22 protein-coding genes and 1 pseudogene are annotated in these 26,985 nt (G+C 69.9%); 7 read left to right on the top strand and 16 right to left on the bottom strand.

Annotated elements, in window-relative coordinates; genetic code table 11:
- Window positions 1-28 precede the first annotated feature (28 nt).
- The 4 genes from ACZ32T_RS34780 to ACZ32T_RS34765 form a co-directional block, all read right to left on the bottom strand.
- Complete coding sequence (locus tag ACZ32T_RS34780; RefSeq protein ID WP_467371398.1) at window positions 29-832, bottom strand: TIGR03084 family metal-binding protein; 804 nt, start codon at window positions 830-832, stop codon at window positions 29-31.
- A gap of 99 nt (window positions 833-931) precedes the next feature.
- Window positions 932-1,399 carry an acyl-CoA thioesterase gene (locus ACZ32T_RS34775; protein ID WP_467272937.1) on the bottom strand — a complete coding sequence of 156 codons (468 nt, stop codon included), beginning with the start codon at window positions 1,397-1,399 and terminating at the stop codon, window positions 932-934.
- A 250-nt stretch (window positions 1,400-1,649) separates the two neighbouring features.
- On the bottom strand, window positions 1,650-3,308 hold the full coding sequence (locus ACZ32T_RS34770) for an FAD-dependent oxidoreductase (protein WP_467272934.1): 1,659 nt from the start codon (window positions 3,306-3,308) through the stop codon (window positions 1,650-1,652).
- Entirely contained in the window at window positions 3,305-3,835 is a 531-nt protein-coding gene (locus ACZ32T_RS34765) for a DUF5987 family protein (RefSeq protein ID WP_467272998.1), read from the bottom strand. The genes ACZ32T_RS34770 and ACZ32T_RS34765 overlap by 4 nt, the downstream gene beginning before the upstream one ends.
- 317 nt (window positions 3,836-4,152) lie before the next feature.
- Between ACZ32T_RS34765 and ACZ32T_RS34760 the strand changes: the two genes are divergently transcribed.
- Window positions 4,153-5,235, top strand: coding sequence for a ParB/RepB/Spo0J family partition protein (locus ACZ32T_RS34760; RefSeq protein WP_467272932.1), 1,083 nt, complete (start codon window positions 4,153-4,155; stop codon window positions 5,233-5,235).
- A gap of 25 nt (window positions 5,236-5,260) precedes the next feature.
- Complete coding sequence (locus ACZ32T_RS34755) at window positions 5,261-6,037, top strand: helix-turn-helix domain-containing protein (protein WP_467272930.1); 777 nt, start codon at window positions 5,261-5,263, stop codon at window positions 6,035-6,037.
- Window positions 6,038-6,102: 65 nt separating this feature from the next.
- On the opposite strand, the gene ACZ32T_RS34750 is transcribed toward ACZ32T_RS34755, so the two are convergent.
- The 9 genes from ACZ32T_RS34750 to ACZ32T_RS34710 form a co-directional block, all read right to left on the bottom strand.
- Entirely contained in the window at window positions 6,103-7,452 is a 1,350-nt protein-coding gene (locus ACZ32T_RS34750; protein WP_467371396.1) for a cytochrome P450, read from the bottom strand.
- Window positions 7,449-7,997, bottom strand: a complete 549-nt coding sequence (locus ACZ32T_RS34745; protein ID WP_467272926.1) for a flavin reductase family protein — start codon at window positions 7,995-7,997, stop codon at window positions 7,449-7,451. Before ACZ32T_RS34745 ends, ACZ32T_RS34750 begins: the two co-directional genes overlap by 4 nt.
- Complete coding sequence (locus ACZ32T_RS34740) at window positions 7,994-8,458, bottom strand: acyl-CoA thioesterase (protein WP_467272923.1); 465 nt, start codon at window positions 8,456-8,458, stop codon at window positions 7,994-7,996. The genes ACZ32T_RS34745 and ACZ32T_RS34740 overlap by 4 nt, the downstream gene beginning before the upstream one ends.
- Before the next feature lie 5 nt (window positions 8,459-8,463).
- Entirely contained in the window at window positions 8,464-14,271 is a 5,808-nt protein-coding gene (locus ACZ32T_RS34735) for a type I polyketide synthase (RefSeq protein WP_467371394.1), read from the bottom strand.
- Entirely contained in the window at window positions 14,268-15,353 is a 1,086-nt protein-coding gene (locus tag ACZ32T_RS34730; RefSeq protein ID WP_467272919.1) for an enediyne biosynthesis protein, read from the bottom strand. The genes ACZ32T_RS34735 and ACZ32T_RS34730 overlap by 4 nt, the downstream gene beginning before the upstream one ends.
- A gap of 1 nt (window position 15,354) precedes the next feature.
- On the bottom strand, window positions 15,355-17,283 hold the full coding sequence (locus ACZ32T_RS34725) for a CRTAC1 family protein (protein WP_467272918.1): 1,929 nt from the start codon (window positions 17,281-17,283) through the stop codon (window positions 15,355-15,357).
- Window positions 17,280-18,266 carry a DUF1702 family protein gene (locus tag ACZ32T_RS34720; RefSeq protein WP_467272916.1) on the bottom strand — a complete coding sequence of 329 codons (987 nt, stop codon included), beginning with the start codon at window positions 18,264-18,266 and terminating at the stop codon, window positions 17,280-17,282. The genes ACZ32T_RS34725 and ACZ32T_RS34720 overlap by 4 nt, the downstream gene beginning before the upstream one ends.
- A gap of 95 nt (window positions 18,267-18,361) precedes the next feature.
- Complete coding sequence (locus ACZ32T_RS34715; protein ID WP_467272914.1) at window positions 18,362-19,342, bottom strand: DUF1702 family protein; 981 nt, start codon at window positions 19,340-19,342, stop codon at window positions 18,362-18,364.
- 138 nt (window positions 19,343-19,480) lie between these two features.
- Window positions 19,481-19,924 (bottom strand): winged helix-turn-helix transcriptional regulator, encoded by a 444-nt coding sequence (locus tag ACZ32T_RS34710; RefSeq protein WP_467272912.1) that lies wholly within the window; start codon window positions 19,922-19,924, stop codon window positions 19,481-19,483.
- Between the two features lie 138 nt (window positions 19,925-20,062).
- On the opposite strand from ACZ32T_RS34710, the gene ACZ32T_RS34705 reads away from it, so the two are divergent.
- Together ACZ32T_RS34705 and ACZ32T_RS34700 are read left to right on the top strand one after the other, a co-directional pair.
- Window positions 20,063-20,626, top strand: a complete 564-nt coding sequence (locus ACZ32T_RS34705; RefSeq protein WP_467272910.1) for a hypothetical protein — start codon at window positions 20,063-20,065, stop codon at window positions 20,624-20,626.
- 25 nt (window positions 20,627-20,651) lie between these two features.
- On the top strand, window positions 20,652-21,110 hold the full coding sequence (locus ACZ32T_RS34700; RefSeq protein WP_467371392.1) for a hypothetical protein: 459 nt from the start codon (window positions 20,652-20,654) through the stop codon (window positions 21,108-21,110).
- 270 nt (window positions 21,111-21,380) lie between these two features.
- Here the strand turns inward: ACZ32T_RS34700 and ACZ32T_RS34695 are convergent, their stop codons facing one another.
- Window positions 21,381-22,616: an IS701 family transposase gene (locus tag ACZ32T_RS34695; protein WP_467272906.1), complete on the bottom strand. Its 1,236-nt coding sequence runs from the start codon at window positions 22,614-22,616 to the stop codon at window positions 21,381-21,383.
- Between the two features lie 318 nt (window positions 22,617-22,934).
- On the opposite strand from ACZ32T_RS34695, the gene ACZ32T_RS34690 reads away from it, so the two are divergent.
- A complete protein-coding gene (locus ACZ32T_RS34690) occupies window positions 22,935-23,534 on the top strand; it encodes a TetR family transcriptional regulator (protein ID WP_467272904.1) in 600 nt (199 codons plus the stop codon).
- Window positions 23,535-23,659: 125 nt separating this feature from the next.
- Here ACZ32T_RS34690 and ACZ32T_RS34685 read toward each other — a convergent pair whose 3' ends face one another.
- Both ACZ32T_RS34685 and ACZ32T_RS34680 read right to left on the bottom strand, forming a co-directional pair.
- On the bottom strand, window positions 23,660-24,430 hold the full coding sequence (locus ACZ32T_RS34685; RefSeq protein ID WP_467272903.1) for an SDR family NAD(P)-dependent oxidoreductase: 771 nt from the start codon (window positions 24,428-24,430) through the stop codon (window positions 23,660-23,662).
- A gap of 163 nt (window positions 24,431-24,593) precedes the next feature.
- On the bottom strand, window positions 24,594-25,217 hold the full coding sequence (locus tag ACZ32T_RS34680) for a ScbR family autoregulator-binding transcription factor (RefSeq protein WP_467272901.1): 624 nt from the start codon (window positions 25,215-25,217) through the stop codon (window positions 24,594-24,596).
- 146 nt (window positions 25,218-25,363) lie between these two features.
- Here ACZ32T_RS34680 and ACZ32T_RS34675 point away from each other — a divergent pair, with 146 nt between their 5' ends.
- On the top strand, window positions 25,364-26,281 hold the full coding sequence (locus ACZ32T_RS34675) for a ScbA/BarX family gamma-butyrolactone biosynthesis protein (RefSeq protein WP_467272899.1): 918 nt from the start codon (window positions 25,364-25,366) through the stop codon (window positions 26,279-26,281).
- 342 nt (window positions 26,282-26,623) lie between these two features.
- Window positions 26,624-26,985, top strand: a pseudogene (locus tag ACZ32T_RS34670) (DNA primase); the annotation flags it as partial.

Genomic DNA, 26,985 nt, shown 5'->3' with positions numbered 1-26,985 from the left:
TGCGGGGGGCGGGACGGAACAGGGCCGCTCACCGCTCGGCGTCCGTGAACTGGCCGGGCTTGCGGCCCTCCCCGGCCGGTCCCCGGTACGCCTGCGCGATGTCCAGCCACTGCCCGGCGTTCGCCCCGGTCGCGGTCAGGGCGAGGTCCTCGCGGTGCCGGCGCCGGGTGACGAGCAGGCAGAAGTCGTGCGCGGGGCCCTGGATCGTCTCGGTCGCGTCCTCGGGGCCAACCGTCCACACCTCGCCGGACGGTGCGGTCAGCACGAAGCGCAGGGGCTCGGCGGGCGGGGTCAGACCGTGCGACTCGTAACCGAAGTCGCGGGTCAGCCAGGCGAAGTCGACGATGTTGCGCAGCCGCTCGGTGGGCTCCCTGCGGGCTCCCAGCGCGTCGGCGATGTCCTGGCCGTGGCCGAAGACCTCCATGATCCCGGCGCAGGCCAGCACGACCGGCGGCAGCGGATTGACCAGCCACGGCACGACCTGGCCCGCCGGGACCGCGGCGAGCGCCTCGACCGATGCCTCGCCCTGTGCTCGGAAGCGGGCGAGGAGTTCCTTGGGCGGGAAGCCGTTGAACTGCTGGAGCGCGGCGTTCACCGCGCCGTCGAAGTCCCCGGCGGCCGAGGCGGTGACGGCCTTGAAAGCCTGCGGGTCGGACGCGGCCGTCCTGGCCAGGGTGAAGATGAAGGTGAGGTGGGCGATCTGGTCGGCGACGCTCCAGCCCGGGGCGGGGGTCGGGGTGTTCCATGCCTCGTCGTCGAGGTTCTCCACCAGCCGGGCGACCTCGTCGATGTCGGCGGTGAGGTGCTTGAGGACGTCGTTGAGCGTGTTCATGTCTTTCTCCTTCTCGTACGGACTTCGAGGTCGCGGGGCCGGGTCGGTCCCGTGAAGCAACTCACTGGGCGTGCGAAGGACTCGCCACGCGGCTCGCGGTCAGGCGGCCCGGCCGGCCAGGGAACGGATCTGGCCCGAGTAGGGTGCGAGCGCCTCGGCCAGGGCCTCGGGGATCAGGGAGGGAACGGTCGCGGTGTTCGGGCCACGCATGCAGGCGATCCGCTGCTTGCCGCGGGCCACCAGGGTCTCGCCGCCGTCCTCGGTCACCTGCACGTAGTCGAAGGTGAACTCCAGCTGGGTCTGGCCCAGCTCGGACAGCCGCATCCGGATCGACAGCTCGTCGAAGGCCGTGATCTCGGCGAAGAACTCGCAGTCCACCTTGAGCGTGAAGAGCTTGAGGTCGTCCTGTACCTCGGCCAGCACCGCCGGCGCCTTCTGCTTGAGGAACAGCTCCCGGCAGCGGCCCTGCCAGCGCAGGTAGTTCACGTAGTAGACATTGCCCACGAGGTTGGTCTCCTCGAAGCCGACCGTGTGGGTGTACTCGAAGTAGTCGGTCGTCGCAGTCATCGTCCGTAGCCCTTCGTCGTGGTCCGTGTACCGTCAGGTCGCCAGGCCCGGTGTTCAGCTGGTTGCTTGAAACAACTCACTGGCCGGACGCGTCCGCCCGAGGCGATCTCTCGCCGGTCGGACGCGTGGTGTGCGCAGGTGCGGGTGGCCCTGCTCGGTGCGGCGCTGGTGTGCGCCTCGTTACGCGGATGTGCGTGGTGATACGCGGGTGTGCGCGGTGTTACTGCTCAGTGGTGTCCCGGCCGGGTGCTCAGGCGCGGGCCGGCGTGGACAGCAGCTTCAGTACGTTCTTGCGGCCGCTGCGGGCGCCGTCGGGGGCGGGAGCGCCGTAGGTGACGGAGATTCCCTTGCGCTGGGCGGCCTGCACGATGCCGGGGATGGCGCGCTCGGCGAGCGCGGCGATGGTCATGGCGGGGTTGACGGTCAGCGCACCGGGTACAGCGGAGCCGTCGGTGACGAAGATTCCCGGATGGTCACGGAGTTCGTTGCGGTCGTCGAGCGCGGAGGTGTGCGGGTCGTCGCCCATCCGGCAGGAGGAGAGCGGGTGGACGGTGTAGGCACCGACCAGGTCGTTGGTCCAGGGCATCACCTTGGCCAGACCGTCCTTCTCGAGGATCTCCTTGACCTCGGCGTCCGAGGCGTCCCAGGCGCCCAGGGTGTTCTTCGTCGGCTCGTACGTCAGGTTGCCGCGGCCGAGCATCTGCTGCGAGATGCGGTGGGCGTTACCGGTGGCGGGCGGCGGGCCGAAGACGCCTTCGTTGTCGTCCTCGATCATCGAGAAGATCGTGAGCCAGGACGTCCACTTCTTGAGAATCTCCTTCTTCTCCGTGCCGAACCAGCTCGGTCCGGTGGCGTCGGGGACCTGGGCGAGAATCGTGCCGAGACCCGGCGGGAAGTAGAGCTGTTCCAGGGAGTAGCGGGAGTATTCGGGCAGGGAACCGTCCAGCTTGTCCCAGCTGGCCACGGTGGGGCCCTTGCCGATCTGGTTGGCGGCGTACGCCAGTCCGTCGCCGCGGTCGAGTCCGAGCAGCTCGGCCGCCTTCTCCTCGTCGATGATGGCGGTGTTGAGCCGTTCCCCGTTGCCGGAGAAGTAGCGGCCGACGGCCCGCGGCATCGTGCCGAGGTGCGGTTCGCTGCGCTGGAGGATGACCGGGGTGGCACCGGCTCCGGCGGCCATGACCACGATCTTCGCCTCGATCACGCCACTGCCGGCCTGGAGACGGTAGTCCTCGTCGTGGACGACGTTGTAATGGACCTGGTAGTCGCCGTCAGAGGTGCGCGATATGTGCTGTACCTCGTGCAGGGGACGGATCTGCGCGCCGTGGGCGATGGCAGCCGGCAGGTAGTTGACCAGCAGCGACTGCTTGGCCTCGAAGCGGCAGCCGGCCATCATCCAGTTGCAGTTGACGCACTTGGTGTTGTCGATGGCGACGGCGAGCGGGTTGGCGGTGCGGCCGGAGTGGTTGCAGGCGGCGGCCCACAGGCCACCGGCGTAACTGACGTCCTTCCAGTCCTGTTGTACGACCGACAGGGACTCCTCGACCCGGTCGTACCAAGGGTCGAGGGTGTCGCGGCTGACCGATCCCGGCCACATCCGGCGGCCGATGGAGCCGTGCCGGTCGAAGACGAAGCGCGGGGCACGCGGCATCGCGGCGAAGTAGACGACGCTGCCGCCGCCGACGCAGTTTCCGCCGAGGATGCTCATTCCGTTTCCGACCACGAAGTCGAAGGCCCGGGTGTAGGACGAGCCGAGCTTGTAGTCGTGCTCGAAGTCGTTGCTCTCCAGCCATGGTCCGCGTTCCAGGACGGTGACTTTGGCGCCGCCGGCGGCCAGGTGGTAGGCGGCTATCGCACCGCCGAAACCGCTGCCGATGACGAGGACGTCCGTGCGCTCGGCCGTGCTGCTCATGCTGGGCTCCCGGTGGCCGTGGTGTCGGGGTGGAGTCGGGCGAGTTGCCGGCCGTAGCCGAAGTCCTTGAAGCGCCACAGGCCGTCCGCGTCGGGATGCGAGAGGCCCATGGCCGCGAGCCCGGGGTGGCCGTCCGCCAGCGCTTGTGCGGTGTGCAGGTGCGCGGCCGAGTCGAAGGACATGTTGCAGAAGAGGGAGAGCATCACCCAGAAGTCCTTCTCCGGGTGACCGGGTGTCGTCAGCCGCCGGATCAGGGCGACGCGGTCGGGGTACTCCAGCGCCACGAAGGGCGGTACAGCCGGGTCGAGGGTCAGTCCCTGCTCCCCGGCATAGACCTCGGCGTGCTCGTTGACCAGGCGGGCCAGGTCGTCCAGGCCCTCGTGGATGCCGGTGGCATCCCATTCGAGGAGCTCCAGCGCCCCGGCCTGGACCGCGCCGCCGCCGGTGGAGACACCGGCGATGGCGCGGTCCTCGGGCGAGCGCTTCTGTCCAGGAATGATCGTGTCGGCATAGGCCTCCAGTGTCATCGTCCGGAGTTCGCCGTCCGGCGCCACTCGCTCATTTCCGTTTCGCAATTCGATCTCCTCTCGGATGGTGCGGAGTGGGGCGCCTTGCGGCGTGACAGAAAGCTAGAACCGGCCGCCGGGTTCAAGCAACTCGCCAAAGTAGTCGTGAGGTTGAACCCGACTCCCCTGAGTTGACCTGTCACGGCGGCGGAATCAGGAGCATCGGCAGGCTTCTCACTAGGCTCGGAACCTGGACGCATTCACCACCCGCACGTGACATTCCTTCTGCATCGACAACGGCATGCGGAAGTGGGCCCGGTCTCATGCTTGGGGGAAACGTGAAAAGTGCAGACGCCGATCTGCGAGTACCGGAAAAACCCACGCACCTCGTACGGATCGATGAACTCATTCCCGCGGACTCACCGCGCCTCAATGGCATCGACCCGTCGCATGTGCGCCGGCTGGCGGCCGTCTACGCCGCCTTGCCGCCGGTGCTCGTGCATCGCCCCACCATGCGGGTGGTCGACGGCATGCACCGCATCAAAGCCGCCATCCTCAAGGGCCTGGAAACGGTCGAGGTGAGGTTCTTCGAGGGTGCCGAGAACCAGGTCTTCCTCCAGTCAGTGTCCGCGAACATCTCCAACGGGCTTCCGCTGTCGGTCGCCGACCGCAAGACCGCCGCCCAGCGCATCCTGTTCTCGCACCCGAGCCTCTCGAACCGTGCCGTGGCCACTTACGTGGGCCTCGACGCCAAGACCGTCGCCGGCGTACGGGTCTGTTCAGCTGCGGGTTCTCCGCTGCTGAACATACGTACGGGGGCCGACGGCCGGGCCCATCCGCTCGACCGGACCGCCGAGCGCATCCACGCCGCGGCTCTGCTGACCCAGGACCCCGCGCTGCCCCTGCGGGCCGTCGTCGAGCGGACCGGCCTCTCGCTGGGCACCGCGCACGATGTCCGCAGACGGCTTCTGCGCGGCGAGGACCCGGTCCCGCAGAGCCGGCAGGGCACGGTGCCCGAGGCGGGCACCGTCCCGGACCAGGAGCCCGAGCGGCCCTCCGGGAGCACCGCCGTCACACCGGACCCGGCCGCGCAGGCAGCCGCGCGGGTCCCCCGGACGCCGCTCTCCCCCAGGTCCCGCGCCCCGATGGACACGCTGCGCAAGCTCGCCAACGACCCGTCACTGCGCCATACCGACTCGGGGCGCGAGTTCGTGCGCTGGCTGCACACCCGCTTCATCCTCGACGAGGCGTGGCGCAAGCGCGCGGACGCCATACCGCCGCACTGCGTCGACTCCATGGCCGAGCTGGCCCAGCACTGCTCCGATGCCTGGCGGCGCTTCGCCGAGGACCTGGTCAGGCGCCGGCACACCGGCTCGGCGGGCATCCCGGAAATCCGTGCGACTCAGCCAACTCGACGTTGACGCCACGCCTCGACAGGGAGATACGGTGACCATCAATACCATCGAGCACGCTGTCCGCCGAGTCATCGCCTACATGCACGTCAACCTCGGCCAGGATCTGACGATCGACGACATGGCGCGCACGGCGATGTTCAGCAAGTTCCACTTCACCCGGATCTTCCGGGACGTCACCGGCACTTCTCCCGGGCGTTTCCTCTCAGCGCTGCGTATTCAGGAAGCGAAGCGACTCCTGACGCATACGGATTTCAGCGTCGCGGACATCAGCAGCCAGGTCGGATACAGCAGCGTCGGTACGTTCAGTTCACGGTTCAAGGCATGTGTGGGGCTCTCACCGAGCGCTTACCGGGATTTCGGTGGTGTCATGCCGAACTTCCCCGCCACCGCGGTCCGTACCCCCTCCGTCGCCCACAGCCTGTCGCTGCGCGGCCGCATCGCCCTCGCTCCCGGCCAGGAGCCGGGCAACATCTTCGTCGGGCTCTTCCCCAGCCGGGTCCGTCAGGGCCAGCCGGCACGCTGGACGATGCTCGAAGGCCCCGGGGCCTTCGAACTGCGCGGGGTGCCCGGCGGCACCTGGTACATCCTGGTCCACTCCGTGCCCTACGGCCACGAGCACCGTTCCTTCGGCTCCGACGGCGCCGACATCCTGTCCGTCGGGCAGCACGGCCCGGTCTCCGTCCACCCCGGCTCCCTGCTGCGTCCGGCCGACATCGTGCTGCGCCGCCCGGACGAGCTCGACCCGCCGCTCCTGGTGGCCCGGTTCGCCGACGGCGGCGCCGTGGCGCAGCGGGTAACAGCACACTGACACACAGCTGAGGGCCGGACGCGGGGTGATCCGCGTCCGGCCCTCAGCTGTGTGTCGGTGCGGCGTCAGCCCACCGGGTGCACCGTCATCGGCAGCCCGCCGCGCATCCGCAGCGAGAGCATGGGCTCGGCCACCGCCCGGTGGCCGGGGACTGTGCGCAGTTCGAGATCCCGGGTGACCAGGGCCGTGACGAAGACCGCCTCCATCATCCCGAGGTTGCTTCCGACGCAGAACCGCGGTCCGGCGCCGAACGGTATGTACGCGTACCGGGGCCGGCTGGCGACCCGCTGCGGGTCGAACCGCTCGGGGTCGAACCGCTCCGGCTCCTCCCACAGGCTCGGGTTGCGGTGCATGACGTACGGGCAGATCAGCACGTCCGCCTTGGCCGACACCCGGAAGCCGCCGACCTCGTCGGCCTGCTGGGCGACCCGGGGAAGCACCCACACCGGCGGGTACAGCCGCATGGCCTCCTGCACCACCATGGTCGTGTACGTCAGCCGGTGCAGGTCCTCCACTCCGGGGGCACGGTCCCCGAGAACGGCGCGCGCCTCCGCACGCACGGCGGCGCGCACCTCGGGGTGGCGCTCCACGAGGTGGAGCGCCCAGCCCAGGGTGCTGGCCGTGGTCTCGTGCCCGGCGAGCAGCAGCGTGACCAGTTCCTCCCGCAGCCGCTTCCGGACCCCGGCCGGGTCGCGCTCCTGTCCGCGGGCCGCCACGATGATCCGGGACAGCGCGTCGTCGGCCGGCTCGCCGTCGGCCATCCGCGCGCTGCGGTCGGCCACCAGCAGGTCGACGACCCGGTAGAGCTCCCGGCGGGCACGGCGGAAGCGGCGCTGCGCCGGGAACGGCAGCCAGGCGGGCATCATCCCCTGGGTGACCATCTCCAGCATGGCCTGGTCCTGGACCTCTTCGAAGGCATGCGCGACGGATTCGTGCGCCGTGAGATCGGAGTCGAGCAGGGTGCGGCCGAGTACCCCGAGGGTGAGCCCGGTGACCTCCTGCAGGACATCGACCGGGTCGCCGCCCTCGTGGGTGCGCAGCAGGGCGACGAGCTTCACCGCCTCCTCGGCGACGGCGTCGGCCTGCTGGTTGATGCGGCCCGGCTTGAACGCGGGCTGCACCGCCCGGCGCTGGTTGCGCCAGACCTCACCATCACTGGTGAGGAGGCCGTCGCCCAGGACGCGGCGGGCCTGTACGAGGCCGATGCCCTTGTGGTAATTGGCGCTGTTGTCGGCCAGGACGTGCTTGGCGTAGTCGGGCCGGTTGAAGATGTAGAGCTTCTTGGGGCCCATGGAGACCCGGACGGCGTCGCCCAGGCCGGCCGCGTCCTTCATCAGGCCCAGGCGGTCCACGGCGAGTTTTCTCAGGAGCCCCGGCAGGGCCGCGACCGGTGGCCCGGGGGGGTCGGCGCTCATGCCGCCCTGCCTTCGAGGTGTTCGGGCAGGAATCCGCGGAAGCGCCCGTTGGAGAAGAGCAGGGCCTCCCGGACGGGCCAGCGCGCCGCTGTGATGACCTTGCCCAGGAAGATCGTGTGGTCCCCCCCGTCGTAGACCCGCCACTTCTCGCACTCCAGGTGGGCCACCGCGCCCTCGATCAGGGGGGCGTCGCCGACCTTTCCGGGCAACCAGTCGACGGCGTCGAACTGGCCCGCCCCGGCGGGCCGCGACCGGTTGGCGAAGTGCCGGGCCACGGCTTCCTGGCCGGCGCCGAGCACCGACACGGAGAAGGTGGAGGACTGGTCGAGGCTGTGGTGCATCACCGCGTCCTTGTTGACGCAGAACAGCACCAGCGGCGGTGCGAGGGAGACGGAGGTGAACGAGTTCGCCGTCATGCCCCGCGGAGCGTCCCCGCCGACGGTCACCACGGTGACCCCGGTGGGGAACGCCCCGAACGTTCCTCGCAGTTGTTTACTGTCCAGCAGGTTGACGAGCTCCGCGGGCGGAGCAGCCATCAGGCTCATATCTGCCTCCCAGCCGACGGCCGTGGATCGGCCGCATAGAGTGCCAGCGCTCGCGCCAGCACGTCGGGGATCAGTGCGGGAACAGGGGCGGTGGGTGGACCGCTCATGACGGCGACGCGCTGGCGGCCGCGGGCCACCAGTACCTCGCCGTCGTTCTTGACGTACTCGAAGACGAGGCCGAACTCGGTGTGGCCGATGTCCGCCACCCGCATCCGGATGGACAGCTGATCGAGTGCCTTCACCGACTCCAGCAGTTCGCAGTCCACCTGGAGGGTGAACAGCCTCGTGCCGTCGTCCCCGTCCTCCGCGTGGCCGGTCACCTCGCGGAGGAACTCCCGGCGGCAGCGTCCCTGCCAGCTCATGTACGTCACGTAGTCGGCGGTGCCGCAGATACCGGTCTCCGCGAAGGCGACCGTGTGCTGGTACGCGAAGTGGCTGCCCGGGTCCGTTGTCGCCGTCATGGCGCTCACCCTTCCGCTCCCGGGGCCCGCGCGGTGTCCCGGCCGTCCGTGAGGAAGGCGAACACCACCGGCTCCAGCGCGTTGCGCAGGGCCGTGACGAAGGTGGCGATCCGCAGTCCGCCGGCGGACAGGACGACCCAGTTGTCCCGGATCTGCGGGACCAGGGTCAGGGGCACCCCGCCGAGCAGTCCGGCCTTCCTCAGGCACTCGACGGCACCCCACACCCGGGTCGCCGCGGTGTCGGGTGCCTCCCCCGTCTCCCTGGCCACCAGGGTGGCCAGCTCGCCGTGGTCGCCCAGCAGCCCTTCCCAGTCGGCGGCGCTGCGGATGTTGACCGCTTCGACGTCGCAGGCCACGGTCGTCGCGGCGGCGACCCCGAGGGTCACCCCCAGGCCGTGGGCCGCCGAGATGAGCCGCCCGCTGTCGAGTTCGGGGCGGCCGTCGGGGCGGTAGCGCACCTCGGCGCTCTCGCCCAGTGCCCGCTGGACCGCCCGGGCGGTGGCCTCACGGCGCTCGGCCGTGGACTCCCCGGCGCCGGGCAGGTCCGGTTCGACGGCGACGGCGATGTGGGTGCCGAGGACCTCCTCCAGGGTCCGCTCCAGGTAGGAGCCGAGCAGCGGGGCGACCCACGGTCCGGAACCGTCCGTCTTGCGGACGGCGTGCAGGGTGAGCCCCTCCCAGCGTTCGACGACGGTGCCGTCGGGGGTGCGGACCGCGATGTCGTACACATAGGTGTCGCCGTCCCGGTAGCGCTCGGTGGCGCAGTAGCGCACCTCCTCCGGCAGTTCGCCGCCGGCGGCCATCGGATGGAGCCGCTCGATGCCGGACGGCAGCAGGGTCGCGTCGGGGACGCACACCTGGTTGCCGTGCATCAGCGCGTCCCGCATTCCGGGGTCGGCCAGCAGCAGCGTGCCCGGCAGGAAGCCGGCGAACCAGCCGGAGGGCGCGTTGACCGCCACATCGGCGTCGACGTGCCGGGCGGCGGCCCGGTGGAAGCGGCGCAGCCGCTGGAAGCGCTCGCCCTGGAAGAGGACGCCGCCGTACAGATCGGCCTCCGGGTCCAGCGGGGCGGGCGGGACGTCCGGGCCCACCTGGGCCGGGGGCCCGTCCGGAATGGCCGTACCGGAGTAGTCCAGCCTGGCCCGGAAGTGTTCGGCGACGAAGCCGGTGTCCTGCGAGTGGATGGCGACGTCCACGGTGTCGGTGTCGGTGACGGTGGCCGCGATCCGGATACGGGTGGTCCCTGCGGGGGGCACCACGATGGGCCGCAGGAACTGCGCCCCCTCGATGACCGGTACGTCGGCGCGGCCGGTGACCGCGGACGCGACCTGGACCATGGCCTCCATGCCGAGCACGGCGGGCAGCAGCAGATTGCCGTCGAGCATGTGATCGGCGAGGTAGAGGTCGGTACCGGCGTTCAGTTCGACCTCGGTGACCAGCTCGACCCCGTGGTAGCGGACGAGCGGAGTGCCGGCGAACCGCAGCAGCGGCAGCGGCGGCAGGTCCCGGCGCACGGTCCCGATGCCTTCCGTACGTCCGCTGATCACCGTCACCACCGGGGCGTCCGGGTCCGAGATCAGCCGCAGCAGGATCTCGACGCCCTGGTCGGGCGAGACCGGGACGATGCCCTCGCGGGACAGCGACTCGACGACGGAGAGCTTCTCGCCCATGCCGATGCCGGACCATACGGACCACTCCATGCACAGGGCGCGGCAGTCCGGGTTGTTGCGGGCGACCTCCTCGGTGAGGTCGGCCAGCCATTCGTTGGCGGTGGCGTAGTGCGCCTCGCCGCGCAGTCCGGCCCGGCCGATGATGCTGCCGAAGGTGACGAGGAGCTTCAGGTTCTCCTCGCCGACGACGTCCAGGACGGTGCGCAGCCCGTCGACCTTGGGGGCGAACGTGGCGTGGACGGTGTCCATGCCGAGGCCGGTGAGCGCGGCGGGCTCGTTGCGGCCCGCGCCGTGCAGCACAGCGGTGACGGGGCCGAGCGCGCCGGTGAGTTCGGCGACGGCAGCCGCGACGCGTACCGGGTCGGTGACGTCGGCGGCGGCGTAGCGCACGGTGGCACCGCTGTCCGCCATGCGCCGCAGGTTCGCGGCGAGGTCCTCGTCGCGGGCCGGGTCGGACCGGCCGAGTACGGCCAGCCTGGCTCCGGTCCGCCGGGCCACGGCAAGCGCGCACTCGGCGGTGATGCCCTTGCCGCCGCCGGTGACGAGAAGTACGTCGGACTCGTCGAGGACCTCGTCGGCGCGCTCGGCCCGGACCGGCAGGGCGCGCAGTACGGGGACGCTGCGGCTGCCGTCGGCGGCGAGGTGGACCTCGCTGAAGCGGCTGGTCGCGGCGACCTCGGCGGCCACCCGGTCCGCGGCGCCCTCGGCCACGGGGGTGTGGACCACCGTGGTCCGCAGGTGCGGCGCCTCCAGATGCAGGGTCTTGGCCAGTCCGGCCGCGCCCCGGCCGTGCTGCACCAGGACGAAGCGGCGTTCGCGGTCGCCCCCGAGAGCGGCCTTGGCCCCGTTCAGCGCGTGCTCGATCTGTTCCCGCGAGCAGGCGGGCGGCAGGCAGACCAGGACTCCCGAGCCCACCCCCGCGTTCTCCAGGGCGCGTCGCACGTCCTGGGCGAAGGGGTGGTCCTGGGCGGTGTACAGCTCCCAGGACCCGTTGTCACCGCCCGGTACGGCGGCAGGCCGGGCGATCGTGTCGAAGTCGACGGCGAAGGGGCGGGCCCAGGCGGCGGCACCCGCCACGACGGGCGCGGGGCCCGCGCCGTCGGCGCCGGTCTCGGCCAGCGTGGTGAGGGCCTCGGCCAGTTCGGCCACGGTCGCGGTGGCGAAGTTGGTCGGTACGTGGGCGGCGGTGAGGCCGAGCCGGACAGCGGCCTGGTTGACGATCTGGCCGACGGTGATCGAGCTCATGTGCAGGTCGTCGAGCAGGCTGCTGTCCGCGTCGACCAGCTCGGGCGGCAGCTCCGCCCGTTCGGCGACCAGGGCGCGCAGGACGTCGAGTGCCGATTCCCCCTCGGAACCGCCGGCCTGAGCGGTGGTGCCGGAGTCCTCGGTACGCGGGCCCCGCGCGGCAGGCAGGGCGACATCGGGCGCCTGCTCGCAGGGGTTGGTCAGGAAGCTGAACTCGGCACCGATCTCCAGTGGCCGGGTCAGCCGGTCGTTGAAGAGGCGCTCGTGCATCAGCGGGGCGCCGAGCACATAGGCGGCGCCGACGACCTGGAGGAGTCCGCGCAGGGACTCGTCGTCGGTGTTCAGCGCGACGGCAGGTACGTCGGCGGCGGCTGCCGCCATGCCGGCGAGCACCCGGCCGGGGCCGACCTCGACGAACAGGTCGACGTCGGTGGCGGCCGACCGTACCGCCTGGGTGAACAGCACCGGGTCGGTGATCTGCTGTCGGAGCAGCTTGGCGAGGTCGGCGTCGTTCTCCAGCTCCTCACCGGTGACGGTGGAGACGACACGGCGGTCCACCTCGCCCAGGGGCGCTCCGGCGAGCCAGTCGCCGAAGGAGTCGGCGGCCGGTGCGACGAGAGGAGAGTGGAAGGCGTGCGAGACCGCGAGGCGGGTGCAGGTCACCTGCGCCCGCCCGGCTCGTTCGGCGACGGTGGCGATGGCGTCGACGGGGCCGGCGACGACGGTCTGCCGGGGGCCGTTGTACCCGGAGATGACGACGGGGAGCTCTTCGATGAGCGCCCCGGCCTGCTCGGGGGTGGCGGCCAGTGAGGCCATGGTCCCCGAGGCACTGTGCTCGGCCATGGCCGAGCCGCGGACCCGGGCCGCCTCCAGCAGGGTGGTGGAGTCCAGGGCGCCTGCCCAGTGCAGGGCCGAGAGTTCGCCGAGGCTGTGGCCGACGGCGATGTCGGCCTCGATGCCGAGCGCGTCCAGGACGCGCAGCCCGGCGGCGGAGCCGGTGACGATGCGGGGCTGGGCCACGTCGGTGGCGACCATGTCGCCGGTGGTGGGCAGCCCGGCCCGCGTGTACACCTCGGCGGCCTCGGTGAAGCGGCGGGCGAGCGCCCCGCCGCCGGTCGAGGTGCCCGAGCCCTGCCCCGGGAAGAGAAAGCCTATGCGGGCGCCGTCGGCGGCCCGGCCGAGGAAGGTCCGGCCGTCGGAGGAGAGTGTGATGCTCGCGTCCGCGTCCGACTCCGCCGCGTCGGCCAGCCGGCGCAGCCGCAGTTCGGCGTCCTCCGGCGAGGTCACGACGGCGGCCGCCCGGTAGGGCAGCTCGCGCAGTTCGCGCTGGAGGGTGGCCGCCATGTCGGCGAGCTGCGCGTATGAGACCGTGGCGGCGAAGTCGGCGACCTGGGTGAGGCGTTCTGCGAGCGCCTGCGGTGATTCGGCGTCCAGGAGCAGAAGTTCGGCGTCCTGGAGGGAGTTGGCCAGAGTGGTGGCCCGGCGGCTGACGGGCTGGCGCTTGGCGGGGACCACCTTGTCGAGGACCACATGGGTGTTGATACCGCCGAATCCCATGGCGGTGATCCCGGCGCGCAGCGGTGTGTTCCTGGGCCAGGCCTCCGCCTTGCGCAGTACCCGCAGGTTCGCCGACTCGTCGGTGAGCAGCTCGTGCGGGTCGACGCAGCCGATGGCGGGCGGCAGCGTCGCGGCGTCCAGTGCCATCGTGGCCTTGATCAGTCCGGCGACTCCGGCGGCGGCCTTGGTGTGGCCGATCACGCCCTTGATGGAGCTGATGACGGCACTGGGGGCATTGGGGTCGGCCTGGGCACGGGCGCCCATGATCGCCTTGAGCTCGGTGGCGTCGCCGACGGCGGTGCCGGTGCCATGGCCCTCGAACAGCGGAACGGTCTCGATGCCGAAGCCGGCCCGCTCGTAGGCGCGGGACATGGCGAGTTGGTAGCCGCTGACCTCGGGGCGGGTGATGCCGCCCTGCCCGTCGGAGGCGATGCCCCAGCCGGCGATGGAGGCGTAGATGCGGTGGCCGCCCGCGAGGGCGTCCTCCTCACGCATCAGGACGACCATGCCGCAGCCCTCGCCCGGCCAGAAGCCGTTGGAACCGCGGTCGTACAGCCGCATCTCCTTCTTGGCGAGTGCTCCGGTCTTGGCGAAGCCGATGATCTCGAAGGGGTCGATGGACAGGTCGACGCCGCCGGCCACGGCGACATCGAGGTCGCCGTTCAGCAGCGAGGCCGAGGCTGTGGTGACCGACAGGAGCGAGGAGGAGCACGCGCCGTCGACGGTGTAGCCGCCGCCGTTGAGGTCGAAGTGATTGCAGATCCGCCCGGCGATGGTGTTCGACAGGCCGCCCGCGAGGGTGTCCTCGTCGATGGCGGGGAACGGCTTCTTGTAGGCACCCTCCACGCCTTCGAGGAATTCGCCGATGCGGTCGTCGCCCCAGTCCTGGCCCTTCAGGGCGTCGGCGAGCACCCGCCGTACGTACGGCCAGCGCAGCCGCATCACGTTGGCGCGGGAGAACTCACCGGTGAGGGTGTTGCCGACGACGACGCCGGTGCGCTCCCTGGGCAGCCCCTTTCCGGCCGGGAAGCCGGCGTCGGCCAGTGCCCGGGTGGCGGTGTCCAGCGCGAGCCAGTGCGTCAGGTCGGTGGAGCGGTAGGTGCTGCCCGCGATGCGGTGGGCGATGCGGTCGAACTCGTATCCCTCCAGGACAGCGGCGTTACGGGAGTAGAACTTGTCCGGGACCGTGGGGTCCGGGTCGTAGTAGTCGTCCAGGCGCGTGCGGACGTCGGGCATCCGGCGGAACGCCCGTCGTCCGGCGACCGAGTTCTCCCACAGTTCGCGTGGGGTCGTGGCGTCGGGGTAGCGGCACGCCACCCCGACTATCGCGGTCCTGCTCATACGGGCATCGCCACCTTTTTGTCGTTCTCTGCCCGTGCTGCCGCGCACTTTCCGTGGAAGCAGGTGCCGTCCTGGCACGGGTCACCGGAGGGAACCGCCGCGATCGGCACGGGCTCGGAGGCCGGCGCGGAGGCCGGTACGGCCGCGAGCTGCTCGGCCGGACGGGTGCGCTCGGCCTCGGCCTCACGCTGCTTGGCCAGGAAGTGCAGGGCCCACAGGTAGCCGCCGCGGATCAGGCAGACCAGGGCGGTGGCGAAGAAGATGCCGTACGCGATACCGAAGCCGGTCAGCAGTCCGTACATCGCGGCGACGCCGCCGCCGAAGGCGATCTGGGAGGAGCGCTTGGAGGGCGAGGTGCCGGGGTCGGTGACCATGTAGTTCGTGAAGAGGATGAAGGCCACACCGGTCATCATGCCGAGCGCCGAGGGGATGGAGGTCCCCAGCAGCAGGCCGCGGATGACCGCCTGGAGGGCGAAGCCGGCCAGCCAGGCACCGATCAGCCACATACGCCCCGTCAGTTTGGCGTTCAGCATGGTGCCGAGGATGAGGATGATGCCGGGGAGGACCCAGTCGGCGGGTCCGTAGAGGTACTCGGTGAAGTGGTACGGCGGGGCGATGCTGGCCCACGGGAAAAGCAGCAGGATGATCGCGATGCCGAAGTTCGAGGGGTTCATGTAGTGCCGCATGCGGCCCTTGAGCGGGGCGCGGAGCACCCACTTGGTGCCGACGGCGACGATGACGCCGAACATCATGACCCAGACGCGGTCGTTGACGTAGGTGAGCATGTTCACCGCGAGGCCGGTGATGTGGGCGGGGAAGAGGAACTCCACCATTCCCTTGAAGCCGCCGCCGGCGTAGCGGGGCGCGCGCTTCTCACCCCGGGCGCTCAGGGCCTCCAGGGCGATCTCGACCGTGTAGGCGGTGGCGACTGCGATGAACGGCCACAGCCAGGGCTGCTCGAAGCCGAGGAAGGTGTACCCGGCGATGTTCAGGACCGAGATCGAGATGGCGAAGCGGCGGAGCGCGGTGATGACTTTGACGTTGTGCCGTGGTGCGGCACCGGTGGTCTTTTCGGCAGGCATGTCACTTCTCCTTGGCATCGGTGCCGAGCTGGAGTGAGTGCCAGCCGGGGCTCAACTGGAGTTCCTCGTTGCGTACCTGTCCGGTGCGGTCACGCCAGGTCAGGTGGGTCTGCACCGGCCCGTCGGCCTCCTGGCCGAGGCCGATGTGCACGTCCTGGCTGCGCTTTCCCGAGTGCCCGCTGCCGCCGTCGACACGGCCCAGACGCGTACTGCCGTCGGACAGCGTCACGGTGACCTGGGCGCCGATCACGGGCGAGCCGGCCTCGTCGGTGAGGTCGAGCCCCAGAAAGTCCCCGGCGTCCTGGCTCATGTTGCAGTAGAAGACCGGGTCCTCCCACTGCCGGGCGACGACCAGGTCGAGGCGTCCGTCACCGTCGGCGTCACCGGTCGCGATGCCCCGCGTGGGCACGGGCACGGCCAGTCCGAGCTGCTCGGACAGGTCGCTGTAGGCCTCGCCGTCCTTGTCCCTGGCATAGAAACGCAGGTGCTGGTCACCGGCGAGGTCGTCGCCCTCTTCCAGCTTGGGCCAGAAGTAGGGGTGCCTGACCAGCTCGTCATTGGCGGTGGCGAGCTCCTGGAGCTGCGCCCAGCGGTTGCGCTTGCCCTTGACGAAGCCGACGGCCTGGGTGATCTCCTGGTAGCCGTTGTTGTCGAAGTCGCCCATCTTCACGTCCCAGCCCCAGCCGGACCAGGCGAGGTTGAGCGGGGCGCTCTCGTCCTTGTACGGGGCGACGCCGTCGCGGAACGACGCCCGCAGGCCGGCCTTGTCCTTCGCGGTGCCGATGAAGGCGAAGTTCGACTCCTGGATACCGAACGACGTGGTGATGTTGGAGACGAACGCGTCGTACATGCCGTCGTTGTCGAGGTCACCGAAGTCGACGCCCATGCCCTTGAAGGAGCTGCGGCCCATCTCCTTGGACTTCGGGGTGGTCGCGGTGTGCTCGGACTTGACCTCGCTGAACTCGAACTTTCCGGGCTTCGACTTGTTGTAGAGAAGTGCCGAGGTCCCGAAGTCATGGGCGAGGTACATCTCGGGGCGCTGGTCACCGTCGAGGTCGGTGGCGGAAACACCGAGGGTCCAGCCGTTGTCGATGTCGTCCGGGAGAACGCCCTTGACCTCGCGGTATCCGGCGTCGGTCCAGCGGAAGAAGTGCCCGCCGCCACCGTTCTGGGCGTGCGACAGCGAGTCGTTCATCGTCACGCCGCCGTCCTTGGTGTCGTCCAGGACGGGGCTGTCGGGGAAGTAGTTGCCGATGTAGATGTCGTTGTGTCCGTCGCCGTCGAAGTCGGCCACGGCCGCGGCGTTGGAGTTCCACAGCGGCCCCGTGTAGATACTGCCGCCCGCGCCGGGCACCAGCTCGACGGGCTCGAAGCGGTCCGCGGTCACCGGCGTCGCGTTCCGCGCGAGGTCCTTCTTGGCCTGGAAGATGACCGGTGTACGGCCCCAGTAATAGACGAGGAGGTCGGTGGCACCGTCCTCGTTGTAGTCACCGGGAACACAGCCGATCGGGGCCATGATGTCGCTCTTGGGCAGCGGCGCCGGGTCGAGTGCGAACGGGGCGTACGAGGGACTCACGCGGCCGGGCACCGGCGCGGGGGTGACCACGGTCTGGTCGATCTGCGGGTCGGTGATGCAGAGGTCGTTGGGCAGGCCGTCGCCGTCGATGTCGTTCATGGCGACACCCGCACCGACCGAGGAGATCCACGCCTCGATGTGCTTGTAGGCCTTGTTGACCTTACGCACCGTCTGCTGCTCGAACCCGCCCGGCATGGCTATGGCCATGGGCTGGAACGCGAAATTCTCCGCCAGTTCGGCCTTGTCGGCAGCGCTCGACTCGGACGGTTTCACCGCGTAAAAGGTGCCGACCATGAGAGCAAGTGCCACGACACCGGGCGCCTGCTTCCGCAGCCAGGAAATTGGGTGTGTCATGCGACAGCGCCTTTCTGCGCGTGCGGAACAGATGTGATTTCTGCGGCGATGTGCTGCCGCCAGGTCTCGAAAGCAGGAATGTCCCCGCCGTCGCAGCCGGCGGGCATCGAGTCGGTACACACCCGGGCAGCTTCCTCGGGGGTCCGGCCGCCGCACAGGACATGAGCGGCGACATGCGTGTGGGCGATCGTGGTGCCGGCCTTCTCGCGCGCCTCGGCGGCGAAGGCGGAGCCCTGCGAGAGGTTCGGGCGGTGCACTCCCGCGTGCTCGGCGAAGCGGCGCAGCTCGTCCTCGTCGGCGCTGCCCGCGTAGGTGCAGGCGAGCCCCGCACCGGCGTACATGTCGCCCTGACGGTGCGCGGGATAGGCGGCGATGAGCCCTGCCACCACATCGGGGTCGGTCCCGCCGACGAACCACAGCGCGCGGCCGATGCCCTGGTCGATGACGCGCAAGCTGTATGCGTCCGGGCCGCCCTTCCAGCTGAAGGGGTGCTGGGTGCCGGGGTCGCGGACGTACGAGTCCGTCTTGAAGTACGCCTGGTGGAAGCCGTACCCGTCCAGGATCAGCCAGCGCAGCACCGGGTCGGTCCCGGTCACGTCGGGCCACAGGAAGCGCGGCAGCCGCGCCATCGCCCAGCCGACACCGACGTAGATCATGTAGTTGTGGTTCCGGCCCTCGCCCTCCAGGAGCCCGGTGAGGCGCTTGTCGCTGCCCGTGAGTGAGTCGAGCATGACGGCGCCCATGCCCGCACCCTCGTAGGCGAACCCGCGAAAAGCCCGGGGGACGGTCTCCAGCCATTCGACGGCCTGATCGGCGGAACGGGCCTCCACGGCATATGCGTAGCCCTGCAGGAAACTCGCCCCGACCGTCTCCAGCTGGTTTTTCGCCTCGGCATTCTTGACGTGGAACCCGCGTGTTTTCAGCTGCGTTTCCCGGACGTTGGGCGTGAGGACTCGGCGCCTCAGCGCACGCAAGATCGACACCTAAAAGACCGCCCCTCGACTTCTTTGCCTAGAATTCCCTTACGTTAAATCGAAGATATTCAACGGGGGTACAGTGCCGTCTACTCCCGAAATGCTCAGACGGCATTCACGAGCAGGTGTTCACGTACCGCGCGGCGCCAGACCTCGTACGTGGGCACGCCGCCCGCGGTGCTCGGGGCGGGCGCGGTCTCGTCGGCGAGCGCAGCCGCCTGCTCGACGGTGATCCCGGCCAGCGCGTGCAGCGCGGCCCGGGTGTGCTCGGGCACGGTGGAGGAGAAGTGCCGTGCCTTGGCCGCGAAGACGGACCCCTGTGCCACATGGCCGCACAGCTCACCGGCGGCACGGCGCAGCGCGGCCAGGTCGTCGGCCGTGGAACAGCCGGCGAAGGTGGCGGCGAGCCCGGCCCCGGCCCACAGGTCCGCCTGCCGATCGGCGGCGAACCGGCGCACGGCGGCGGCGACGTGTTCGACGTGCGCGCCGTGGATGAACCACAGGGCGCGTCCGATGCCCTGGTCCACCGCCCGCTGGAAGTACGCGGCGTCACCGTCCCAGGCGTACGGGGTGTCCAGGCGCTGCCCGTCGACCCAGCGAGCGGGGTCGAAGTAGGCGCGGTCGAAACCGTAGCCGTCGACGGCCAGCCAGGTCATCGGCGGGTAGAACTCCTCGCCGTCGAGTTCGGGCATGACCTTTTTCCACAGCGGGCGGGGCAGCTTGGCCATGGCGAAGCCGATGCCGATGTAGTTCAGGAAGATGTGCCGCCGCCCGGCGCCCTGGAGCAGCTCCCGGGTGCGCCCGCCGGGGCCGGGCATGGAGTCCCGGATGACGGCGGCCATGGTGGCGCCCTCGTAGGCGAAGCCCCGCACCTCCGGGTCGACCAGGGCCAGGCGCCGTTCGGTCTCCCACAGGTCGCGGGACTCGATGCCCCACTCGAAGCCGGTCACGACGGCCTGCGGGATCGACTCCAGCTGCCGGGTCGCGGCGGTTTCGGTGACCGGGAATCCACGCCCGGCGAAGCTCACGTCACGCAGGGACGGAGCCATCAGCAGTCTGCGTACAGAACCCATTGCCGTTGCCACGCGGTGCCTCCTCGACCGGGCCGCCAAAGGGGTGGCGGAGGCCTCATGGTCGGCTGGCCGCAAAGCAGGGAGCATCTTCGCAAATGCGCAACACCCTCGGCCGAAAGGTGTCCGGGGGCTGGGGAAGGGCGTGTCACCTCACCGCGTGCGGCGCACCGCGACCTCTTCGTCGTGGATGTCCCGGCCGCAGGAGCCACAGCCCATCCGCACCCGCACATCTCCGTCGCAGCCGATGTGCTCCGCGCGCCGCGGCGGTCCGAGCTCGGTGGGCAGGTTCCGGTCCCCCCACTGCATCAGGGCGATCACGGCCACGGTCAGGTCCCGGCCCATGGTGGTCAGCGGATACTCGTGGCGCACCGGCCTGTCCTGGTACTGCACCCGTTCCATGATGCCGAGATCGACGAGGCGGGCGAGCCGGTTGGTCAGTACGTTGCGGGCGATCGGGAGGTGGCCGAGGAACCCGTCGAACCGTTCGACGCCCAGGAGGGCCGAGCGGACGATCAGCAGGGTCCAGCGCTCCCCGACCACTTCGAGGGCACGGGCGAGAGAACAGTCCTGTCCTTCGTATGTCCGTGGCAGCATGGGCCGACCCTAGCCGCTCGAGTTGCGTGAAAGAACTCGCACGATGCCCCCGACGCGAGGTCCGCACGCTGGGATAAGCCTTCACGACGGCCCGGTGCTGTGATGAGCCGACGGTTCCGGAGCATGGAGGTTCATCACATGGCAACCACCACCGACGCCCCGCCGCACCGGTTGCGGGGCGGACTCGATTCCCTCAACGGCAGGCACCACCAACTGGGCCTGCGAGTCTTCTTGTTCATCGTGGTCGCGCACTGGGCGGAACACCTCGTGCAGGCCCTCCAGATCTACGTACTGGGCTGGTCCGTGCCCGAGGCCCGGGGCGTGCTCGGGGTGCCGTTCCCCTGGCTGGTCACCTCGGAGTGGATGCACTACGGCTACGCCCTGCTGATGATGGCCGGCCTGATGATGCTGAGTGCGGGCTTCACCGGCCGCTCGGGCACCTGGTGGAAGGCGTCCCTCGGAATCCAGGTCTGGCACCACTTCGAGCACCTGCTGCTGCTGGTCCAGGCCCTGGCCGGCTCGTACCTGCTGGGCAAAGCCGCCCCGACGAGCATCATCCAGCTCATCGCCCCGCGCGTGGAGCTGCACCTCTTCTACAACACGCTCGTCACCGTCCCCATGGTCGTGGCCATGTACCTCCACACCCGCACGGGCCGGGCCGACAACGCCGCCGCCCGCTGCGAGTGCGCGCCGAAGGGCTGACGCGCGGGCCATGGGTGCGAACGGGATGAACGGGAAGAAGAGGAAGCCGTCCGGGTTCGTGTCGTTGCTGCTGCTCCTGGCCGGCTGTCTGCTGCTGTACGTGTCGCTGCCGAACATCGGCAACGCGGTCCGGTCAGCGACGGCCGACGGGGCCGCGGGGACGTTCACCGCGAGCCGGCTCACCTGTATCCGGCACCCCGGCCACGAGACCTGTGAGTGGTCGGGCACATTCCGCTCCACCGACGGATCGGTGCAGCTCCAGGGCATCAAACTCTATGGCAGCGGCCGGGACACGTTCGAGGCCGGCCAGAAGGCCGCGGCCCTGGACTTCGGCAACCAGGGGCGGGTCTACGACCGGTCCGGGTCCACCGAGTGGATCTTCACGGCGCTGCTGCTGATCGCCGGATACGTCCTGCTCGCCCTGGTGGCCAAGCGCCACCTGATGCCGCCGCCCCGGCGGACGGCACGGCCGGCTCCTGCCTGAAGCGCGTTCTGCGGCTGCCGTGGATGGCCGCGAAGAGCCGGTCCACGGGGAAGCAGTGCCGCAGGCCCCCCGGCGGACGGACTCACGACGGTGCGGGGAACCGATTCCCGTCGGAGACCAGTGCCGCAGCCGTTCCCGGGTGGGCTCTGCGCCGGACCTGGCGGAGCACGTGTCCACCGGCACCGGCAGCGGGTGCGTCCGGCCTCCTCACCGTGTACGCCGGCTGTCGTTCGCGTCCCAGCCGGCGCGCGCCCCGGGCGCAGGGGCGCATCAGGCGGGTACGGCCGTCAGCGCGGGCACCGCTGACATCACGGGCATCGGCGGCATCACGGGAAGCGTGCTGTTCAGTTCGAGCCGGCTGTAGGCGCTGGCGGCGGACACCAGCGTCATGTGGTGGTGCCAGCCCGGGTAGGAGCGGCCCTCGAAGTCGAGCAGCCCGAAGTCGTCCTCCATGGACTGGACCGTGGAAGAAGCCCGGCGCTGAAGCTTCGTCAGCGCCACCAGCTCGTCGGTGCGCCGGTGCGTCATGTTGGTCAGCCACATCCGGGTGGACCGGCGCCCCGCGTACGGGCGGGCGGCGAACAGCCGGTAGGCGGGGTGCTGCGCGTTCCGGGCGAGCCGTACCTCGGGCAGGCGCACCAGAGTCGTCATCACCGAGGCGCGGGCCGGGCCGCCGTCCGGGCCGCCGAGGGCGTAGCTGTCGAGCCGGAGGTGGCTGCCCTGCTTCAGCTCCAGCAGCCGCTGCGCCTCGACTGCCGCGGGCAGCTCGGAGGCGTACGGCTGGCGGGCCGGGGTGCGGCCGACGGGGACGACCGGGGTCCGGCCGGGCAGGCTGATCAAGAAGTCACGGCCCCGCGCGCTGAGTCCGCGTACGAGCGAGGTCACTCCGGTGTAGTAGCTGAGGTCGGCCACGACCGGCGGAGCGTTGAGGTGCGTGCTGTCGCTCAGCGCGTCGACGAGGTCCAGGGCGTGCTGCTCGATGGTGCGGTTGGTGACCTCGGCGGGGATACGGGCCCGGGCCCGGCGCTCCTCGTCGTTGACCCAGGCCCCGGGCAGAAGCAGACTCCAGTGGACCGGCACCGCCTCGGCCTCCGTGGTCAGGAACGCGCCGATGCCCAGCTGGCAGTTGACCGAGCGTCCGGTGGCCGGGACGAAGCGGCGGTGCACGCCGCAGGAGTGGTCGCCCCGCTTGCGCAGGAGTGCCACGTCGAGCGTCCAGGCACGAGGGGTCAGCCGCTGCTCGACCCAGCGCATGAGCTCGGCGCGGGCCGGATCCCATTCCCAGGGGCTGGCGTTGACGAACTGGTGCATGGACTGCGACGCCGTGGGTGATCCGGAGACCGTGGCCGCGATCCGGCGTACCGACTTCTTCCCCTCGGTGGTGAGCAGACCGGTCAGGTAGGCCTGCGCCCACTGCCGCTGATCGGCGCGCGGCAGGTGCCCGAAGATCTGTTCAGTGAGTACGGAGACCGGCATGTGCGCGCGGTCCAAAGCCTGTGCCGCCATGGCGAGTTCCCTCCTGCATCGAGCAGCCGACCGGCTACCGCTGTAGAATAGCGAACGTTATCTTTTTTTTCTAACGGAGGAGCGCTTCTCCTTCGCGGAAGGAGACGCGATGCGGCCGGAACCCAGCAGTCAGGATGCCTCCCACCGCTCTGACCAAGGCCTTTCCCTACTTCGGCAACTCACCGTTGCCTGGGCACCGCAGCGCCGTTCAAGCTGGATCCACTCGTGCCGGCCGATCGAAGGAAGCACCGGAACATCGCATCGGCTCTCAGCCGGCGCCCTCCCGGCGCCCTGCCCGCCGACGCTTTCGGAGACAACATGGTGAAGCAGGAGAGGGCGGCGAGAACACGTCACACCCTTGTCCGGGCGGCCGCCGAACAGTTCGACGCCGAGGGGTACGCGGGTGCGTCCCTGGCCAGGATCAGCAAGGCGGCAGGCATCTCACTGGGCGCGGTGACCTTCCACTTCTCGTCCAAGGCGGAACTCGCCGAAGCGGTCGAGCAGGAAGGCCGCGCGGAGGTCCGAGCGGCCACGCAGCGGATAAATCTGCACCCTGCCCCTCCGCTGGACCAGTTGTCCGGCCTGACGCTGGAGCTCGCCCGGCTGATCGAGCAGGAGGATGTCGTGCGGGCCATGCTGCGGCTGGAGCGGGAGCGCGTCGGCGCTACGCACTGGTCGGAGATCTGGCTGCCGACGGCCGACGAACTGCTGCGCCGCGCGTACGACAACGGCGAACTGCGCGCCTCGGCGTCCCCCGAGGCGATGGCGAACCTGATCGTGCATCTGATAGCGGGAGCGGAGATCGTGCTGCGCCGGCGCCTGGTCGTCCCCGCGGAGCCACCGGAGAGCGCGGTGGAGCTGCTGTCGCGGATCTGGCAGCTCGTCATGAGCGGCGTCTCCGCCCGGTGTCCGTCATGAGTCCGCCCGCATGAACCCGTACGCGTGAACCCGCACGCACAGGCCCGCACGCACAGGCCCAGCGAGGCCCTACCCGGGAGGCCGGGGCGCCTCCCGCGACGGAAACGGCCCGGCCTCGGTGGGCCTCAGACCGCGCTGCATCCCCCGTCCACCGGAACGGCTCCGCCGGTGACGAACGAGGAGCGGTCACTGCACAGCCAGGCGGCCGCCTGGGCCACCTCGGACGGGTCGGCCAGTCTGCGCTGGATGGCCCGCGAGGCGACCGGGCGCTCCGGCCTGCTTCGGATCGACGCCTCCGTCAGCTCGGTACGGGTGCTGCCCACCACCAGGGCGTTGACCCGGATCCCGCGGGCGCCGTACTCCGCGGCGGCCGCCTTGGTCAGCCCGAGAACGGCGTGCTTGGCCGCCACGTAGGGAGCCAGCGCACCGGTGGCGAAGACCCCGGCCGTACTGGACGTGTTCACTATCGTGCCGCCGGTCCGCTGCTCCAGCATGAGCGGAATCTGACGGCGCAGGCAGTTCCACACCCCGCGTACGTTCACGTCCATGATCTGGTCGTACGCGGAGTCCTCCGTCTCGTGCAGAGGGGCTCCCTTGGCCCCCCAGCCCGCGTTGTTGAACGCCGCGTCCAGCCCGCCGAACACCTCCACCGCGGCCGAGACGACCCGGTCGACATCCTCGGCGGACGTCACGTCCCCGGCGACCGCGATGGCCCGGCCGCGCGAGGCGTGAATCTCCTCGGCCAGGTCACACAGGATCTTCTCCCGCCGCGCCATCAGGACGACCGCCGCCCCCTCGGCGGCGAACAGCCGGGCCGCAGCCTCGCCGATTCCGCTGGACGCGCCCGTGATCATGATTCTCTTGCCGTGCAACAAGCCACCCGAGACCGCGTACATGGACCCTCCCCCTGCACGCCCGCATACGGCCGGACGTGAAACCGGTCACTGCATCACTGGGGGGACGACCATAGCGGGCAGTGGCCTCGTCCCCGGGTACGGCTGCGGAACAAATGCTGTTCGGCGCCCCGCCCGCGGAGGAGCCGAGGGCCGGACCCCGCCCTCAGCGGTAGGCCATCCGGCGCCCACGCGCCTCGCCGAACACGAGTAGCTCCTGGACGCCGGGCATCGCGATCGCGGGCAGGACACACTGCCAGATCTCCTCGACGCGGCATGGCAGGTCCCGGCGCCCGGACTCCATCTGCGCATGCATCTGTGCTCCGGTGCAGGCACTCACGATCATCCGCGCGAGCGCCCTGGTGTCGACACCGCCACGAAGCTGGCCCATTTCATTCGCTTCGGCGAATCCGGAGACCAGCACCTCGACCCACTGCTGGTGCGAGTTCTCCTCGCTGGAGATGAAGAGCTCCTGATCACCCACCAGCCGCGCCCCGGCCAGCAACAGCGGCTCGTCGAGCATCTGATAGGCCCACGTCAACGTGATGTCGACAAGCTTCTGCAAGCCGTCGGAGGGAATCGGCGGCGCCACGATGTCCGGCTGGCCGCGGACGATCTCGCGGGCCAGCGCTTCCTTGTTCTTGAAGTGGAAGTACATCGCGCCCAGGGTCACGCCGGCCCGATCCGCGATCCTCGAGACACTTGCTCCAGCAAAGCCTCTCTCGGCGAAGACCTCGGCCGCAGCCCGGATGAGGCTCGCCCGTGTCCGCAGGGCGCGCTCCTGCTTCACTTCCCGCCTATCAGGCAAATCGGACACGATACTTCCCCCTCGTAGACAAAAAAAAGAATAATCCTTATTTTATAGCGCAGGTGCCAGCATTCGCGGTCGAGCGCCAAGCACGGTCAACTTCGTTTCCCCATGGGAGTGAGCTCGTGATGACTTCGCCCAGCAGACATGGATCGACTGTCCTGCACCTACGACAGCCAACCGTAGCCAAACAAATCGTCCGCAAGACCGACCCGGCAGAAGTTCTCGTTACCGACTGGCACAGCGTTTCGGACACCGAGCACGTCGTGAACATCGAATGGCCCCTCTTCCACCCGTTTTACACCCTGGATTCGGACTCGTACAGTCCGCTTCTCTTCACGGAAAGTACACGCCAAGCGCTGGCGCTGCTGTCGCACACCGAGTTCGGCATCCCCCTCGACCACCGGCTGGGCTGGGACTACGTCAGCTGTTCCAGCACCCCCGCCGGGCTGCGCACGACTGCCACCCCCGGCACGGTGGAACTCCACATCACCCACACCTCGGTGGCGGTCCGGCGCCTCGGTTCGGCACGGCTGACCGCGCAGGTGCATGCCTTCCGGGACGGCGTACGGGTGGGCAGCGCCCAGATCCGCTACACCGCCTACCCGCCGGCCCTCTACCGCCGGCTGCGCGGACGCCACTCGGACGCCGCCGAGTCCTGCGCGCGGGCGATCCCTCTCGGCCCCCCGGTGCCCGCGGACCTGGCCGGCCGCGAACACGAGCGCGACGTCGTCCTCAGTCCCACCACCCGTACCGGCCTGTGGCACTTACGAGCCGACATCACCCACCCTGTCCTGTTCGACCACCCGCACGACCACATACCGGGGATGGTCCTCCTGGAGGCCTTCGCCCAGGCCGCACACACCATCGGCGCACCGCGCCGCGTCAGGCCTCTGTCGTTCGACACGGTCTTCAAACGGTATGTGGAACTGGACCAGCCCTGTCTGATCGAGGCCGAAGCCCTCGACGCGTCGAGCATCAAACTGGTCGCCGCTCAGGGAGACACCGTGGCGGCGTCGGCGCTGGTCACCACCGTGTCCGCCTAGGGGAGGCGCCGGGCGGCTCCCACTCAGGTCCGGGCAGACCGTCGACAAGCAAACCGAGTAAGCATTATGTTATTCCTGATCCATCAGCACCGTGCAGGGGGGCGTGGCAGCTGTGGCACTCACGCCTCCCTCGCGCAGGACCTATTCGATCCTTGAGTCGCTTCAGTCGCTGAGAGGAAGCGAGCATGCCTCTTGAACTGGGGTTGTTCACGAGCGACTCAGTGCATCGTGGACACGCCCGCCCCCGGCCGACGCTCATGGAGTTCCGTAACTCCCAGCGGGCGGCCACATCTTCGCCCGTCCCGGCAAAGGCCCGCACCCAGCCGTCGGCGGGGAGATTCCATGGCTGAGGCAACCGCATCCGGCACCCCCGGCTGTGGCCTCCTGCCTGACGATCTCACCGACCGCGGCAACGCGAAGCTTTTCGTCGCCGAGCACAGGAAGCACTTCCGCCATGTCCCGGGCCTGGGCTGGTACCGGTGGTCCGGGCACCGGTGGGAGCTCGACGAGAACGAGAACGTGCTGTGGGCCGCGGGCGAGATGGCCGAGTCCCTCGCCGAGAACGACCCCTCGGGCCGCCACCACGCCGCGGCGTTACGCCGCCATCGTTCCCGTGCGTTGTCGACGTCGGGTATGAATGCGTTGTTGATGCAGGCGAGGTCGGCGCCGGGGATGGCGTTGAGTGCGGGGATGCTGGACGCGGA

The organism is Streptomyces sp. NPDC023573 (genome assembly GCF_055559735.1).
The sequence above is the reverse complement of the archived record's forward strand: the minus strand, read 5'-3'. Positions and strand labels throughout refer to the sequence as shown.

Excerpts from the sequence above, each read along its gene's own strand:
- ACZ32T_RS34780 (WP_467371398.1), bottom strand. The coding sequence starts at position 832 with ATGAACACGCTCAACGACGTCCTCAAGCACCTCACCGCCGACATCGAC.
- ACZ32T_RS34775 (WP_467272937.1), bottom strand. The coding sequence starts at position 1,399 with ATGACTGCGACGACCGACTACTTCGAGTACACCCACACGGTCGGCTTC.
- ACZ32T_RS34770 (WP_467272934.1), bottom strand. The coding sequence starts at position 3,308 with ATGAGCAGCACGGCCGAGCGCACGGACGTCCTCGTCATCGGCAGCGGT.
- ACZ32T_RS34765 (WP_467272998.1), bottom strand. The coding sequence starts at position 3,835 with ATGACACTGGAGGCCTATGCCGACACGATCATTCCTGGACAGAAGCGC.
- ACZ32T_RS34750 (WP_467371396.1), bottom strand. The coding sequence starts at position 7,452 with ATGAGCGCCGACCCCCCCGGGCCACCGGTCGCGGCCCTGCCGGGGCTC.
- ACZ32T_RS34745 (WP_467272926.1), bottom strand. The coding sequence starts at position 7,997 with ATGAGCCTGATGGCTGCTCCGCCCGCGGAGCTCGTCAACCTGCTGGAC.
- ACZ32T_RS34740 (WP_467272923.1), bottom strand. The coding sequence starts at position 8,458 with ATGACGGCGACAACGGACCCGGGCAGCCACTTCGCGTACCAGCACACG.
- ACZ32T_RS34735 (WP_467371394.1), bottom strand. The coding sequence starts at position 14,271 with ATGAGCAGGACCGCGATAGTCGGGGTGGCGTGCCGCTACCCCGACGCC.
- ACZ32T_RS34730 (WP_467272919.1), bottom strand. The coding sequence starts at position 15,353 with ATGCCTGCCGAAAAGACCACCGGTGCCGCACCACGGCACAACGTCAAA.
- ACZ32T_RS34725 (WP_467272918.1), bottom strand. The coding sequence starts at position 17,283 with ATGACACACCCAATTTCCTGGCTGCGGAAGCAGGCGCCCGGTGTCGTG.
- ACZ32T_RS34710 (WP_467272912.1), bottom strand. The coding sequence starts at position 19,924 with ATGCTGCCACGGACATACGAAGGACAGGACTGTTCTCTCGCCCGTGCC.
- ACZ32T_RS34705 (WP_467272910.1), top strand. The coding sequence starts at position 20,063 with ATGGCAACCACCACCGACGCCCCGCCGCACCGGTTGCGGGGCGGACTC.
- ACZ32T_RS34700 (WP_467371392.1), top strand. The coding sequence starts at position 20,652 with ATGAACGGGAAGAAGAGGAAGCCGTCCGGGTTCGTGTCGTTGCTGCTG.
- ACZ32T_RS34695 (WP_467272906.1), bottom strand. The coding sequence starts at position 22,616 with ATGGCGGCACAGGCTTTGGACCGCGCGCACATGCCGGTCTCCGTACTC.
- ACZ32T_RS34690 (WP_467272904.1), top strand. The coding sequence starts at position 22,935 with ATGGTGAAGCAGGAGAGGGCGGCGAGAACACGTCACACCCTTGTCCGG.
- ACZ32T_RS34685 (WP_467272903.1), bottom strand. The coding sequence starts at position 24,430 with ATGTACGCGGTCTCGGGTGGCTTGTTGCACGGCAAGAGAATCATGATC.
- ACZ32T_RS34675 (WP_467272899.1), top strand. The coding sequence starts at position 25,364 with ATGACTTCGCCCAGCAGACATGGATCGACTGTCCTGCACCTACGACAG.